At 40.8% G+C, this 14504-nt stretch carries 11 protein-coding genes; 6 read left to right on the top strand and 5 right to left on the bottom strand.

Annotated features, from left to right (window positions below; translation table 11 throughout):
* Nucleotides 1-235: 235 nt before the first annotated feature.
* Nucleotides 236-1216 carry a metal-dependent hydrolase gene (locus BSO02S_RS17085; protein WP_066070005.1) on the bottom strand — a complete coding sequence of 327 codons (981 nt, stop codon included), beginning with the start codon at nt 1214-1216 and terminating at the stop codon, nt 236-238.
* A gap of 120 nt (nt 1217-1336) precedes the next feature.
* On the opposite strand from BSO02S_RS17085, the gene mutY reads away from it, so the two are divergent.
* Entirely contained in the window at nt 1337-2431 is a 1095-nt protein-coding gene (mutY, locus tag BSO02S_RS17080; RefSeq protein ID WP_066070002.1) for an A/G-specific adenine glycosylase, read from the top strand.
* A gap of 31 nt (nt 2432-2462) precedes the next feature.
* Here mutY and yfhS read toward each other — a convergent pair whose 3' ends face one another.
* The gene (gene yfhS, locus BSO02S_RS17075) at nt 2463-2648 is read right to left on the bottom strand and encodes a mother cell protein YfhS (RefSeq protein WP_066069999.1); all 186 of its coding nucleotides are present in this window, start codon (nt 2646-2648) and stop codon (nt 2463-2465) included.
* Between the two features lie 116 nt (nt 2649-2764).
* Between yfhS and fabL the strand changes: the two genes are divergently transcribed.
* From fabL to BSO02S_RS17050, 5 genes are all read left to right on the top strand, one after another.
* Nucleotides 2765-3514 (top strand): enoyl-[acyl-carrier-protein] reductase FabL, encoded by a 750-nt coding sequence (gene fabL, locus BSO02S_RS17070; RefSeq protein WP_066069996.1) that lies wholly within the window; start codon nt 2765-2767, stop codon nt 3512-3514.
* A 74-nt stretch (nt 3515-3588) separates the two neighbouring features.
* Nucleotides 3589-3906 carry a gamma-type small acid-soluble spore protein gene (locus BSO02S_RS17065; protein WP_066069993.1) on the top strand — a complete coding sequence of 106 codons (318 nt, stop codon included), beginning with the start codon at nt 3589-3591 and terminating at the stop codon, nt 3904-3906.
* A 152-nt stretch (nt 3907-4058) separates the two neighbouring features.
* Nucleotides 4059-4316: a YgaB family protein gene (locus BSO02S_RS17060; protein WP_066069990.1), complete on the top strand. Its 258-nt coding sequence runs from the start codon at nt 4059-4061 to the stop codon at nt 4314-4316.
* 187 nt (nt 4317-4503) lie between these two features.
* A complete protein-coding gene (gene ntdP / locus BSO02S_RS17055) occupies nt 4504-5034 on the top strand; it encodes a nucleoside tri-diphosphate phosphatase (protein ID WP_066069987.1) in 531 nt (176 codons plus the stop codon).
* A gap of 79 nt (nt 5035-5113) precedes the next feature.
* The gene (locus BSO02S_RS17050; protein WP_066069984.1) at nt 5114-6883 is read left to right on the top strand and encodes an ABC transporter ATP-binding protein; all 1770 of its coding nucleotides are present in this window, start codon (nt 5114-5116) and stop codon (nt 6881-6883) included.
* Nucleotides 6884-6899: 16 nt separating this feature from the next.
* Here the strand turns inward: BSO02S_RS17050 and BSO02S_RS17045 are convergent, their stop codons facing one another.
* The 3 genes from BSO02S_RS17045 to BSO02S_RS17035 all read right to left on the bottom strand — a co-directional run bounded on the left by BSO02S_RS17045 (nt 6900) and on the right by BSO02S_RS17035 (nt 14422).
* Nucleotides 6900-7976 carry an FUSC family protein gene (locus BSO02S_RS17045; RefSeq protein ID WP_066069981.1) on the bottom strand — a complete coding sequence of 359 codons (1077 nt, stop codon included), beginning with the start codon at nt 7974-7976 and terminating at the stop codon, nt 6900-6902.
* Nucleotides 7977-8350: 374 nt separating this feature from the next.
* A complete protein-coding gene (locus tag BSO02S_RS17040) occupies nt 8351-12820 on the bottom strand; it encodes a glutamate synthase-related protein (RefSeq protein ID WP_066069978.1) in 4470 nt (1489 codons plus the stop codon).
* Nucleotides 12821-13126: 306 nt separating this feature from the next.
* Entirely contained in the window at nt 13127-14422 is a 1296-nt protein-coding gene (locus BSO02S_RS17035; protein ID WP_066069975.1) for a glutamate-1-semialdehyde 2,1-aminomutase, read from the bottom strand.
* Nucleotides 14423-14504 lie beyond the last annotated feature (82 nt).

Below are 14504 nucleotides of genomic sequence, written 5' to 3'. Positions count from 1 at the left end.
CCCTCATGAAGGGCTCATGAGGACAAAAAAGCAAATAGAACAAAGAAAACTGTCCTCATGAAGGGCTCATGAGGACAAAAAGGCTCATAAAACTAAGAAAGCTGTCCTCATGAAGGACCCATGAGGACAAAAAAGCCGACAAACCCCAGAAAACTGTCCTCATGAATGGTCAAAGGTAGCTTAAAAGGGAGGTGAACCTAAAAAAGAAACCTCAATAAGATTAAATCACCGCTTTTTAACTGGGTATAATACTCAACTTTTTCCGTAACTTCTTCTCACTAAACACCCATCCTGTATAAGAGCTTATCGGATTGAGATCACAATCTAATTGAACGACTGCTACAAATGGATAGTGGCCATTGCTGCGGTAACGTAAATCAATAAAGCGGACTTCGTAAAAATCAGTATATTCATCAACTTCCCACCGATAGACAGGAGAAAAGGAAAGGAACGCAGAAAGATTTTTGTCCTTTTTGGCTGCTTCAATTACTGGTGTTTTAGGAACAGGAATGCGTTTGAAATAATCTAAAATTTCAACGCCTTCTTTCGTAGCTTTCCCAACAAAAAATTGATCTTTGTTCATGGCTGCGATTCTCCAATTATGAAACTTCATCGTTGGGGCAATGATGATTTCTGTTGCATCAGGTATTATGGTTCGGACTTCAACCAAGACCCTTTTCCTAGCGTTAAAGCGCATGAAATAATAGCCAACGATAACAACATACATCAGTAAAAAGGTAATCCCGGGATTTGCTCCTAAAACCCATATGAAAATTCCCAGAACGTGAATTCCAAAAATAACTGGATCAAAAGTGTTTATGACCCCCAGAGCAACCCACTTTGTGGAAAAGGGACGTAGTGCCTGAGTACCGTAGGCATTAAATATATCCACAAAAACATGGATAAAAACCGCTGCAAACGTCCAAGCCCATAAATGAAAAAGATTTGCACCTGGAAAAAACGGATAGATGACAGCCAACAGAACAAGTGGCCATAATAGTACCGCGGGAATGGAGTGGGTAACCCCGCGATGATTCCGAATATAAATAGCATTATTTCTCAGCTTCAAAACAGTATCTATATCTGGTATCTGCGAGCCAGCAATCGTTGCAATTAAAACACTGGTTGTAGTGGCATGGCTGCTGATTACTGATGGGTCTAGAGTTGCCAACCCGCCAAGGGCGATTCCCATTACAACATGAGTTCCAGTATCCAAAAGGAAATCCTCCTTTAAAATAAGTCTTGTAAAACCAAACAAATTGAATTATCGTAAAAAGAACCTTTATTATTATATTTCCACTTTTCGTTTTGTTTAACAAGCTGGAGGAATAAAGTTATGATAATTGAACTAAAAAATATAGAAAAAATCAATATTAATGATTTTCAAAAAGATTTAATATCTTGGTTTATTGCAGAACAACGTGATTTACCTTGGCGAAAAGATCAGGACCCATACAAAGTATGGGTGTCAGAAATTATGCTGCAGCAAACAAGGGTGGATACGGTAATTCCCTATTTTAATCGCTTTATTGAATGGTTCCCAACAATTGAAAACTTGGCTGAGGCCGAGGAAGATAGGGTGCTTAAGGCCTGGGAAGGATTGGGATATTATTCAAGGGTTCGAAATTTACAATCAGCGGTAAGGGAAGTAAAGGAGAAATACAATGGTGAAGTGCCAAACACACCGGAAGAGATTTCCGGCCTTAAAGGGGTCGGTCCTTATACGGCTGGTGCCATTTTAAGTATTGCCTACGGGCTTCCTGAGCCGGCTGTTGATGGAAATGTAATGAGGGTTTTATCAAGAATTCTTTCTATCTGGGAAGATATCGCAAAATCATCTTCACGGAAAGTTTTTGAAAAAGCAGTCAGAGCGTTAATTTCGCATGAAGATCCCTCTGCATTTAACCAGGCACTTATGGAATTAGGGGCGTTAATCTGTACACCCACCTCTCCTTCTTGTTTATTATGCCCTGTTCGGGATCATTGCCATGCGTTTGACGAGGGAGTACAAAATGAGCTTCCAATAAAAACGAAAAAAAATAAGACGCGGGAAGTGCATCTTGCCGCAGCTATTCTTACAAACGAAAATGGGAATATCTTAATTCATAGACGTCCTGCAACTGGGCTGCTGGCGAATTTATGGGAATTTCCCAATGTTGAGGTCTATCATCCCATGCAAACGGAGCGGGAGCAAATGGTTGAATTATTTAACCAATCTCTTGAATTAAACATAAACCTCGAAAAAATCATTGGGCAACTTGAACATGTATTTTCTCATTTAGTGTGGAATATTAAGGTTTTTAACGGGAAATTAAATTCTGGATTCCAAGAAAGTGATGAGTGGAAGCTCGTTTCCCTGGAGGAAATGAAAGAATATGCCTTCCCTGTTTCATCTCAAAAAATGCTGAAACTTTATCTAACACATCAATAGGAATGAACGCTGCATTCAAGCAGCGTTCATTTTAATCTGAATTAAGGCCTCCTCGGTTTTCAATTTCTTCGATAATTTCGCGGTGAATCGTTTGCCCCTCACTATTTAAATAAGGAGCAATTTGCTGTAGGGAATGGTGAAAAAAAGCAAGCTCACTCTTCTCCCAATCGGATTTAGCCATCATTGAAAGCTCAGTCATATCTCGTCCAACATACATAATCGCTTTCTTCCTTTCAAAAGTTATTTTGCCTTTATTGTTTTATATTAATTGTCTTCTATTCATGGAATAGTTAAAATGATATCTATACTTGAATTAAGAAGGGAATATTTTGGATGACACAAAAAGTAGCATTAATTACTGGAAGCAGTAGAGGAATTGGTAAGGCAACAGCACTTCGGTTGGCAGAGGCTGGCTATGATATTGTTATTAATTATGCAAGAAGTAAAAAAGGTGCTCTTGAAACCGCCGAACAAGTGGAAGCATTGGGAAGAAAGGCTTTAATCATCAAAGCAAATGTTGGTGATGTAGCAAAAATCAAAGATATGTTTGCCAAAATCGAACAGGAATTTGGGCGTCTTGACGTGTTTGTTAATAATGCTGCATCGGGTGTCCAACGACCGGTTATGGAACTTGAGGAATCACATTGGGACTGGACCTTGAATATTAACAGCAAAGCGCTGTTGTTTTGTGCACAGGAAGCAGCAAAATTAATGGAGAGAAATGGCGGCGGGAAAATTGTCAGCATTAGTTCGCTTGGCTCCATCCGCTATTTGGAAAATTACACGGTCGTGGGAGTTTCTAAAGCAGCTCTTGAAGCTCTGACAAGATATTTAGCAGTTGAACTAGCTACGAAAAATATCGTCGTTAATGCGGTCTCAGGTGGTGCTGTTGATACAGAAGCATTGAAGCATTTTCCAAATCGAGAAGAACTTCTTCAAGAGGCAAAGGACAAGACACCTGCTGGAAGAATGGTTGAAATTGACGATATGGTCAATTGCGTGATGTTCCTGTTATCTGAGGAATCAAGCATGATTAGAGGACAGACCATCATCATTGATGGAGGAATTTCATTACTGGTTTAAATTATTTTTAAATAATTTTTTTGGATAATCCCCTCGGATCATGGATACATTATATTCGTGGAGGTGATTACACAATGGCAAAATTCAATCAACAGCCAAACAAAACGTCAGCTGGAACGAACATCCAAGAAGTAAGACAACAAAATGCTCAATCTTCTGGTGGTGCAAATGCAGGTTCTCAAGGCCAATTTGGTACTGAATTTGCGAGCGAGACAAATGCTCAAGAAGTAAGACAACAAAATGCTCAATCTTCTCGTGGTGCAAATGCAGGTTCTCAAGGTCAATTTGGTACTGAATTTGGGAGCGAGACAAATGCTCAAGAAGTAAGACAGCAAAACCAACAATCCCAGGCTCGTAAAAACCAAAATTCTGGTCAATCAGGCCAAAGCTAAAAAATACTTAAGCTGAAGGCACTCTAACATCGTCAGAGTGCCTTCTTTTTTTATTCGACAAAACTTCCCATGAGTCAACAGAAGTTGTCAAAGGAAAATAAAGATGGTTCAAGAATACATAGTAGAGACGAATTAATAAGGCGGTGAGGGAAATGGATCATTTTAACCGATTAGTTTCCGAGCAAATGGTGACAATGGATAAGTTATTGTTCCTACAAGCGGAGCTTGAGCGCTGTCAACAAATTGAAGAAGAACTACAGACATTGCAACAGGCAACAGATCTTGAGAGTGTTCAAACTGATATTCAACTAATGAAAAAAGAGCTAAAAGAGATTCAATTAATTTTTGAAAAGCAGACAGAAGAGGTAATTAATTCATACCGGGAAATGAACTTAACAGCTTCCTTGTAGAGAATTTTGAAAAAAATACGCAATTTTTTACAAAGAGCCATGGTAATTATGGCTCTTTTGTTTTAAATTCTGTTCTTAACCGTTATAATAATAGAAAATAGGAATTGTACTTTGTTGCCTTTTGTCGTTTTTTATTTAGATTTCAGGATAGGTTACAAAGCGTTCAGGAATGAAGGTAGGGGAGAACATGGGCGTACCCATCGAAGGTGAACCATTGCAAATACATAGCTATAAGCACAATGGGCACATCCATCGCGTCTGGGAAGAGACAACCGTTTTAAAAGGGTCACAGAATTTGGTGATTGGCGGAAATGATCGAACACTTGTGACAGAATCAGATGGCAGAACGTGGATAACGAGAGAACCTGCTATTTGTTACTTCCATTCTCAATACTGGTTTAATGTAATCGGAATGATTCGAGAGGATGGCATTTATTATTACTGTAATATCAGTTCACCATTTATTTTTGATGGGGAAGCCTTAAAGTATATTGATTATGATTTAGATATCAAGGTGTTTCCCGATATGACTTTTAATTTATTGGATGAGGATGAGTATGAACGCCATCGTCGTGAAATGAATTATCCCGCTCCTATTGATCAAATTCTAAAGCGAAATGTAGAAAATTTGATTCAATGGATTAGGCAGCGGAAAGGCCCTTTCGCACCAGATTTTATTGATATTTGGTATGAGCGTTATTTAACATACAGACGTTAAACGGCTAAATACCTGTTGATTTATATCAACAGGTTTTCATTTGTTATTTTTAAAAAAATATAAGAAAGGAGGGTCTAACTTGAGCAGTATTCGTAGATACTTGCATTTTGTCAAACCATACCGCCTGCAGATCATTGGGACAATCATTATTGGGGTGATCAAATTCTCAATTCCTCTTATTATCCCAATGCTGATCAAGTATGTCGTTGATGATATTGTCGGGAACCATGCTTTAACGCATGATGGGAAAATTAATAAACTAATGCTAATTATGGGTGTAATGATTGTGGTATTTGTGGTCCTTAGACCGCCGATCGAATATTACCGTCAATATTTCGCCCAGTGGACGTCCAGTAAAATCCTTTATGATATTCGTAACACAATGTATACACATATTCAAAAGTTGAGCTTTACTTATTTTTCAAATACCCGTGTGGGAGAAATTATTTCACGGGTGATTAATGATGTGGAGCAAACGAAAACTTTTGTCATTTCAGGATTAATGAATCTGTGGCTGGATATTGCCACTATTGTTCTTGCTATTATCATCATGTTTTATATGAATGTTAAGTTGACGATTGTCTCAGTTTTGCTGTTTCCGCTTTATGCCTTTTCCGTTCGATACTTTTTCGGGAATTTACGGAAGTTGACAAGGGCGCGATCACAAGCGCTAGCAGAGGTCCAAAGCTATCTGCATGAACGCGTGCAAGGAATGCCGGTAATAAAGAGTTTTGCTATTGAAGAATATGAACATGGCCAATTTGATAAGCAAAATAAAAACTTTTTAGATAAGGCCTTACAGCATACAAACTGGAATGCAAAGGCATTTTCTGTGGTTAATACAATCACCGATATTGCCCCATTAATCGTCATTGGCTATTCCGCCTATCTCGTCATTCAGGATCAATTGTCACTTGGGACGATGGTTGCGTTTTTTGCCTATATTGACAAGCTTTACAATCCCTTAAGGAGATTGGTTAATTCCTCCACCACCATCACTCAATCCTTCGCATCGATGGATCGGGTGTTTGAATTTTTGGATGAGAAGTACGATATTGTTGACGCACCAGATGCACGAGTGTTGGACGTTGTGCACGGTGATATTTCTTTTGAAAATGTTCAGTTTACCTATAATGACAAAGAAGAAATGGTCTTAAAAGAACTTAACCTCCATGTAAAAAGGGGAGAAACGATTGCGCTGGTTGGCATGAGCGGCGGCGGAAAATCGACGCTGGTGAGTTTGATTCCTCGTTTTTATGATGTAACAGAAGGCAGAATCACCTTAGATGGGGTTGATATCCGCAAGTTTAAGTTGCAAACCTTAAGGGATAAAATTGGTGTGGTTTTTCAGGATAATATTTTATTTAGTGAATCGGTTATGGATAATATTTTATTAGGAAAACCTGGGGCCTCAGATGAAGAGGTGTATGATGCGGCTAAAGCGGCAAATGCCCATGAGTTTATCTTAAATCTGTCGGATGGATATAACACCAAGGTTGGAGAACGAGGTGTGAAGCTTTCAGGAGGTCAGAAACAACGCGTTGCGATTGCCCGGGTATTTTTGAAAAACCCGCCAATCTTAATTCTTGATGAGGCAACATCGGCACTGGATTTAGAAAGTGAACATTCTATTCAAGAATCGCTTGAGGAGTTAGCCAAGGATCGAACGACGTTTATTGTCGCCCACCGGCTATCAACTATTACGCATGCGAATCGAATTGTCTTGATTGAACACGGTCAAATCGTCGAAATAGGGTCACATGAGGAACTGAAGGCCAAGCAGGGGAATTATTATAAATTATTTCAAGTACAGCAATTAGAACATGTTGAAAAAACCGAAGCAGAATAATTGCTTCGGTTTTTTGCTACTCCTGACTATCTTCCTCAACGGATATTTCATTATGATGAAAGGAATGAAAGCTGGTAATCAATGTATCGAGATGTTCCACTTCTTCACCATAATCAATAATTGATGCGACAATTTGCATCGTATGATAAAGATGCGGATTATGATGATCAGTATATTCCCCTTGATGTGCTAAAAAGAGGTCGAATAACTCCTTTTTATCTAAGTAGACATTATCCTCAGGGTACGGAGGCGGGGTTGGGATTTTTCCAATAAATCTGAGCAAAACTTGTTCATGATGATAAATTAGGCTATCGACCTGTTCCTGCAGGGATTGTTTAAAATCCTCCGGGAGCTGCAGCAGTTCATTTTCAAAGCGATGAAGTCTTTTTAATGTATCAAGCGCTTTTTTGGCCGTTAAGTTTAGCTGCCGGTAAATAACAAGCTTTCTTGACTTCTCGGGTTGATGTTTTTTAAATAGGTTTCGCTCTTCCTTATACATTTTATAAAATTGATCCATTGATTGGATGTTTTCTTTTAGTTTCTTAATGTCTGTTTTAAGGAGATAATGTTCATAATCATGGCGTGTGCTTAAGCGAATCCACTTAATAATTTCTTCGGTGGTATTAACGATTTTAAAATAAAGCTTATTTTCATATTTTGGCGGCATAAACACAAGGTTGACGATAAAGGCAGAAAATACCCCAATCATGATGGTCGAGAAGCGAATTCCAGCAAACTGTATAAAGCTCCCGCTCTGCGTCTCCATAATTGATATTAGTGTCACGAGCGAAAGTCCAATCGTGTTCTCCAGTTTAAGCTTTAGATTAATAATAATGACTATGATAGCGGCTAATCCAATGACAATAAAATGATTTCCGATAAGAAGAACAAAAATAACAGCTAGTAAAGCGCCAATGATATTTCCTTGAATTTGTTCAATAATCGTCAAATAGGAGCGATAAATGGTCGGTTGAATCGCGAATATGGCTGCTATGGCAGCGAATACTGGGGCCGGTGAATGTAACAACTGACCTAAGTAAAGGGATAATACAATAGCTATTCCCGTTTTTAAAATGCGGGCACCTAACTTCATTACGAATGGTTTCCTTTCAAAAATAAGTTTTGTTAAAAGATAAGATTAATTCTTTGGACTTTGAGTAATGTCTAGCTCCAGCACCCAGCGACTAGTGTACTTCGCGCTTCTCCCTACGATAAGTCATCATCGAATCGCTATCGCTCTCCGTGATTCCTTTATCTCAGTCGGAGCGCTCCAGTCCATACGTCGCTAAACGGGTGCCTCCGCTTTTCTTTATAGTTTGCTCATTTACAAGCAATTAGTTACTATACATGGATTAAACCATATTATCAAGAGAAATTATATCGATTATATTCAATTGGTGATAGAAAAATGTGTCAGAAAAAACGTCCGCTGTTAGAGCGGACGTTTTTTCTATTTCATATTTTCTATCATTCCGTTGATACGGAAGGATCTGCCTGTTCTTTAACAGGGAGAATTTGCACAAAGTGATTCTCTGGGTTGGCTAATAGTGCGCGTTGTTGTTCAGCCTCTTCAGCCTGACCATTTTGTTCAAGTAAGTCAGTATATTTACCTAATAACTCGTTAATATCCTGTTTGCCTTTTTCATTTAACTCAGCAACAGATACTTTCGCACCTTTCGCAATTCTTCTTCTTATCGCGTCTTTGGTCAGCCCCATTTCTGGTTGATGGCGAACGTAGACGACCCCGCCGGTCATGCCTGCGCAAATCCATGGTCCCGGATCTCCCAACACAAGACCGCGGCCGTTTGTCATATATTCAAAGGCAAATCCTTTGATATTGGCATTTGCGCCAATGTTTCCTGCCTCTATTTCTGGAAGTGGCTTTTTCACTGTGCCGCCGATAATTAAATCTGCACCAGAAAGACGTATTCCAGCACGGGCATCGGCGTTTCCTTGGGCAACTAGCAGACCTTTTTGGGCACCATAGCCAAATCCCTTGCCAACAGAACCATTAAGGAAAAGACCGTTTTTTCCTCTAGACTTAAGGATATGAATATTACCACCAAACGAAGTTTTTCCGACTCCGTCCTGACCGCCGCCGTTCACAGTGATGTTAATGCCTTCACTGCTATAAGCCCCTAAGCCATTTCCAGGAATGGACCCGTTAGTATAGTTTAGCTGAACGGGTGAAAGTTGCTTATAGGATCCATCTAGCCTGCCGCGGACACGGTGGCAGGAAACTCGGCTTCCTAGAACGCGCTGTTCAGAAGTTACACTTTCGAATTCGCGCGAGGAAAGGAGCTGATCGACACTTGCATCAAGATATTCTGCTCCCGCTGCTACCTGCATGTGGACTTCTTCAAATTCTTTTGAAACAGTCATTTTGGTAAATTGGCTTATTTCAAGCGGCTTTAGCAGGTAGGAAAGGTTAAGCTGATTCACTCCCTTTGCTTGCTCTAATAAATCGGAATGGCCGACGGCATCCTGCAGATTTCTAATTCCCATTGAAGCGGCTAGTGTCTTTAATTCTGTTCCAAAAGCGGTGAAAAGATTCATGATTCCTTGAACGGCTAATTCTAATTGTCTAGGAACAAAGCGTCTAAGACCGTGTTCCTTTGCTTGTGCTTCAGATTCAATTTGGGTCGCAATCCCGACATGACATGTATCCAAATGGCAGCCACGGCAAGTCGTACAGCCAATCGCCAGCATGGACAATGTTCCAAAGCCAACCCGGTTTGCCCCAAGGAGCATGATTTTGATGACGTCCATCGCACTCTTCATCCCGCCATCTGCCCATATTTCTACTTTGTGACGGAGACCGCTCTCTAAAAGGGCGTTATGAGCGGCTTTCACACCAATCTCTACTGGCAAACCGACGTGCTGCAGGGCGTGAATTCTTGCTGCACCTGTGCCGCCATCAAAGCCGCTTACCGTGATGATGTCCGCACCTGCTTTGGCGATACCGACAGCGATTGTTCCGATATTTGGAACGACTGGAACCTTAACCGCAATTTTGGCTTGGTCGTTTGCTGTCTTTAATTCTAGAATCATTTGTGCTAAATCTTCAATAGAGTAAATATCATGGTTATTTGATGGTGAAATCAAGTCAGAGCCGAGCGTTGCATTACGTGCTTCAGCAACCTTCGCGGTAACCTTGGAACCTGGTAAGTGGCCGCCTTCACCGGGCTTGGCGCCTTGCCCAATTTTAATTTCTAACAAATTTGAAGAGTTTAAGAGCTCTGTATTGACTCCGAACCGGCCGGATGCAATCTGCTGTCCTCTTGTTTTCGGATATTTTCCAAGCATATCCTTAATTTCGCCGCCTTCGCCATTCAGACTAACCATGTTTAAGCGGTCAGCCCCTTCAGCGTAGGCTCTAAATGCCGTCTCATTTTGAGAACCAAACGACATTGAGGAAATAAGAAACGGCAAATCATGGTCACTGACACGAATATCTACGTCACTAGGGGAGAGCGGTTTATTGCTCTTTTTTAATTGAACCAAATGGCGAATGGTTGTTGGATTCTCCGCTTCTTGTTCGGAAATCTTATCACGATAAGCACTATAATCGCCAGTTGCTGCAACTTCCCCAATTGCTTTCCAAATACGTGGGAAAAGGTGAAAGGTCTTGCCGATTCTTTCTTTCTCATTTTGGTAATCTTCTGCTCTTGAAAAAGCATCAAGCCTCATCGCTTCAAAATCAGCCGCAATTTCTTTCGAACCAAAAAAGTTTACGATGTTTAATACATTTGCAATCTCTTCATGTAATCCGATACTTGAATAGAGACGGCCATAGCCCCGCAACTCATGAATCCCAATCGTTGAGATTACTTTTTCCAAGCCTTTTGTAAGGGCGCTATATAGATTAGTTAACGGCATTGTCGACTCATCGAGAACCGTTAAGAACATGTAATAAGGGCTTATTAAATCTGCCCCCAACCCAAAGACAGTAATAATGTCATGGAGCGAACGTATAGCAGCTGAGCGTAACACTATTGAACAATCTCTTCTTATTTCTGCATTGACCAACGCTTGATCAATTGCAGATGTTACTAAGTGAGGATCCATCCAATAGGAATCTTCTTGATGTGAGGAAGCATCATCAAGGACGAGAAGCGTTTTCCCAGCTTGAACAGCTTGGACGGCCTCTTTTGTAAGCCTTTCTAGTGCTTGGTCAATCGTCTCTGATTTTCTGAAGGTAGTCGAAATAAACGATGCTAATTTTTGCTCCTGAAAATGGTGGATAACCTGATCAAAACTTGGCTGACCCAAACCTTCCGACAAGCTAAAGCCAGCTTTTCCTTCCAATAATAGCGGTGTGGTTAACTCGATAACCGTTTCTGTTTTTTCTTTTAAAAATAAGGAAGGACGCTTGCCGATAATGACGCGGGTTGAAAAATGCTCTGTTTCGCGGTCCCGATCAATCGCGGGATTTGTCACAACAGCCACACTTTCTTTTATATAATCGGCAATATTTTTTCGTTCTGGATTCAGGGCTGCCAGTGGTGCATCATGACCAAGGGAGCGAATCGGTTCAACGCCCTTTTCCGCCATTTGTTCGATTAATTGGATATGATCCCGCTCCCAGCCAAAGGCCTTATACTGTCCGTTGTGAATTTTGTCAGGATAATTCATTGTGACAGTTTTCGCCAATGAAGGGGGCAGCAAACGTAATCTGGATTCGCTAAATGTAATCCTCTCTGAAAAACGGCTATAAACCTCGCTCTGAAAGCGATTTTGCTCGAATACTTCTAATTTTGTACCTTTCCATTTAAAGCCAACCTTCTCACCAGGTGCCAAAGGCTTCGGCTCGTTTACATATTCACTCGAAGAAATAATTCCGGGTTCTGAGGAAAACAGATAAGAGCTCTCTGTTTCGAGCATCCATAGTGGGCGAAGACCAAGTGCATCAACACTAAACACTGCTTCATCAGCAAACCTGGAAATAATCCCGGCTGGACCTTGGGCAAAATGGCCCCATCCTTCACGTAGATACGTATATAAATCTTGAAGCTTATCAGAATACGCCTTTATTTCATTAATAATGGGCGGGAACAATATATCGACAGCTTCGAATAAGGAATAGCCTTCCCGACAGATTAATGTTTCCATTGTCCTACTTAAATCCTGGGAATCGCTGCCGTCCTTTACTAATGGCACACCAATCATTCGTGCTTCGTCGCGAAGCTTGGAAATCGTATTAATCTCTCCATTATGTCCGAGAACACTAAAGGGCTGGACACGGAAAAAGCTTGAAAGAGTATTGGTAGAATAGCGGTTATGACCGAGTGTCATCGTTGATGCCACGAGTGGATTCTTAATGTCATGATAATAACGAGGGAGAATATCCCCCGCCCCCATTACTTTATAGACTACATGGTTTTGACTTAGTGAAGCCACATGGACATGCTCATTCTTTTCAAAATCAAGGAGGGCATCGAAAAGGTTCTGTGTCAATTCTTGGCCTCTTTTTGCGGAAAGACAGGCGAATTGCCAAAAAACAGGATTTTCTTGAATGGCGATTGGACCTAGGGAATTGGTGTCTGTTACTTGATCTGTCTCAAAAACTAGTTTTAATTGATAGCTTTCAAGCTTTTGAATTAATTCTTTTTTCGTATCATCCCAGTTTACTTTTTGACTGACAAAAACATGACCAACGGCAAACTCTTCTTTTTCAGCCAGTAACGGGTCAAGATCTTTCTGGATTAATTTTTCTTTCCAAAGCTCAATCGGGATATCTGTATGGATTCCAACGCCATCGCCTTCACCATTAATAAAGCCGGCGCGGTGATTCATGGTAACGAGTGCTTCAATACAATCGATAATATTTTTTCTAGTTGGGCGCTTGTTTTTTTCAAGGCAAGCGACGATTCCGCATGCATCGTGTTCATGTTTGTGGAAATCTTTGAAAAGGGAAGGGTTCCATTTTTGTGTCATCTAGTTTGGCTTCATCGGTTTATCCGCTAAAGCCGCTCACCTCCTATGAAACTGTTAATTTGAAGCAGGGTTTTTAAGTTGATACTTTACCGGGGTATTAAGTTAAAGGAATAAACAAAAATAATAATATAATAGTATCATATGAATATTCAGAAATCAAATAAATATACAACGTTTTGGATATAAAAATACTGTGGTAAAGAAGTTCAATAAATGGGTAATGTTGTCTATGTAAACGTTTTCAAAGAGCTTGAATAAATAAACAGGAGTGAATTTCACTCCCGTTTGTGCATAAAAAATGAATATTTATTCATCCTTTAGTAAGGAAAATGCATTTCTTACCGCGTGTAATGTTGCTTCAACATCCTCTTCAGTATGGGCGATTGTCAGGAACCAGGCTTCATATTTTGATGGAGCCAGATTAATTCCTTGATGCAGCATTAGCTTGAAGAACTTCGCGAACGTTTCACCATCGGTGTTTTCAGCCTGCTCGTAGTTTTCAATTTTTTCACTGGTAAAATAAACAGTAAACGCACCTTTTAAACGATTAATCGTGATTTGAATATCATATTCCTTGGCAGCTTCTAGAATTCCTTCTTCGAGCATTGCGCCTAAACGATCTAAATAGTCATAAATCCCTTCTTGCTTTAACACTTCAAGACAGGCGATTCCGGAAAGCATTGAAGCTGGGTTCCCCGCCATCGTTCCTGCCTGATAGGCTGGTCCAAGCGGGGCAACGGTCTCCATAATTTCTTTGCGTCCGCCATAAGCACCAATTGGGAGACCGCCGCCGATAATTTTTCCGAGTGCCGTTAAATCCGGCTGAATACCCAATAAATCCTGAGCCCCACCATACATAAAGCGGAAGGCGGTAATCACTTCATCATAAATTACTAGTGCGCCTGCCGCATGGGTAAGGTCGTTGACTTGCTGTAAGAAGTCTGGTTTTGGTTCAACAATACCGAAGTTTCCAACGATTGGTTCGACAAGGACCGCGGCGATTTCTGGACCCCATTTTTCCAAAGCTGCTTTTAATGGTTCGATATCATTAAAGGGAACGGTAATTACTTCTTGGGCAATGCTTTTTGGCACACCAGCAGAATCCGGGGTACCAAGGGTAGACGGTCCGGAACCTGCTGCAACTAAGACAAGGTCGGAGTGACCGTGGTAACAGCCGGCAAACTTAATAATTTTATCCCGGCCAGTATAGGCGCGGGCCACGCGGATCGTGGTCATTACTGCTTCAGTTCCTGAGTTCACAAAACGAACTTTATCCAAGCCAGGCATTGCGTCTTTTAACATTTTGGCAAATTTCACCTCATGTGGTGTTGGTGTCCCATAAAGAACACCGCTTTCTGCCGCACGTTTGATAGCCTCTGTGATATGAGGGTGGGCGTGTCCTGTAATGATGGGTCCGTAGGCAGCTAGATAATCGAGATACTGATTACCGTCGACATCCCAAAAGTACGCGCCTTGAGCGCGCTCCATTACCACGGGAGCGCCTCCGCCAACCGCTTTATAGGACCGGGACGGGCTGTTAACTCCACCGACAATATGTTCAAGCGCTTCATTATGTATCCGTTCTGAATTAATAAATTGCACAACATTTCCTCCTAAAAATTATTCCTTCCTATTTTAGCACTTTTATAATACTATCAGAATTTATTTCAACTTTGAGAATTGT

Source organism: Neobacillus soli NBRC 102451, from assembly GCF_001591665.1.
Classification (GTDB): Bacteria; Bacillota; Bacilli; order Bacillales; family Cytobacillaceae; genus Neobacillus; species Neobacillus soli.
This window is presented reverse-complemented; position numbering and strand designations above follow the sequence as displayed.

What these genes read in the sequence shown, in the direction of transcription:
- BSO02S_RS17040 (WP_066069978.1), bottom strand. Translation starts at nt 12,820, where the DNA reads ATGACACAAAAATGGAACCCTTCCCTTTTCAAAGATTTCCACAAACAT.
- ntdP (WP_066069987.1), top strand. Translation starts at nt 4,504, where the DNA reads ATGGGCGTACCCATCGAAGGTGAACCATTGCAAATACATAGCTATAAG.
- BSO02S_RS17060 (WP_066069990.1), top strand. Translation starts at nt 4,059, where the DNA reads ATGGATCATTTTAACCGATTAGTTTCCGAGCAAATGGTGACAATGGAT.
- yfhS (WP_066069999.1), bottom strand. Translation starts at nt 2,648, where the DNA reads ATGTATGTTGGACGAGATATGACTGAGCTTTCAATGATGGCTAAATCC.
- fabL (WP_066069996.1), top strand. Translation starts at nt 2,765, where the DNA reads ATGACACAAAAAGTAGCATTAATTACTGGAAGCAGTAGAGGAATTGGT.
- BSO02S_RS17045 (WP_066069981.1), bottom strand. Translation starts at nt 7,976, where the DNA reads ATGAAGTTAGGTGCCCGCATTTTAAAAACGGGAATAGCTATTGTATTA.
- BSO02S_RS17065 (WP_066069993.1), top strand. Translation starts at nt 3,589, where the DNA reads ATGGCAAAATTCAATCAACAGCCAAACAAAACGTCAGCTGGAACGAAC.
- mutY (WP_066070002.1), top strand. Translation starts at nt 1,337, where the DNA reads ATGATAATTGAACTAAAAAATATAGAAAAAATCAATATTAATGATTTT.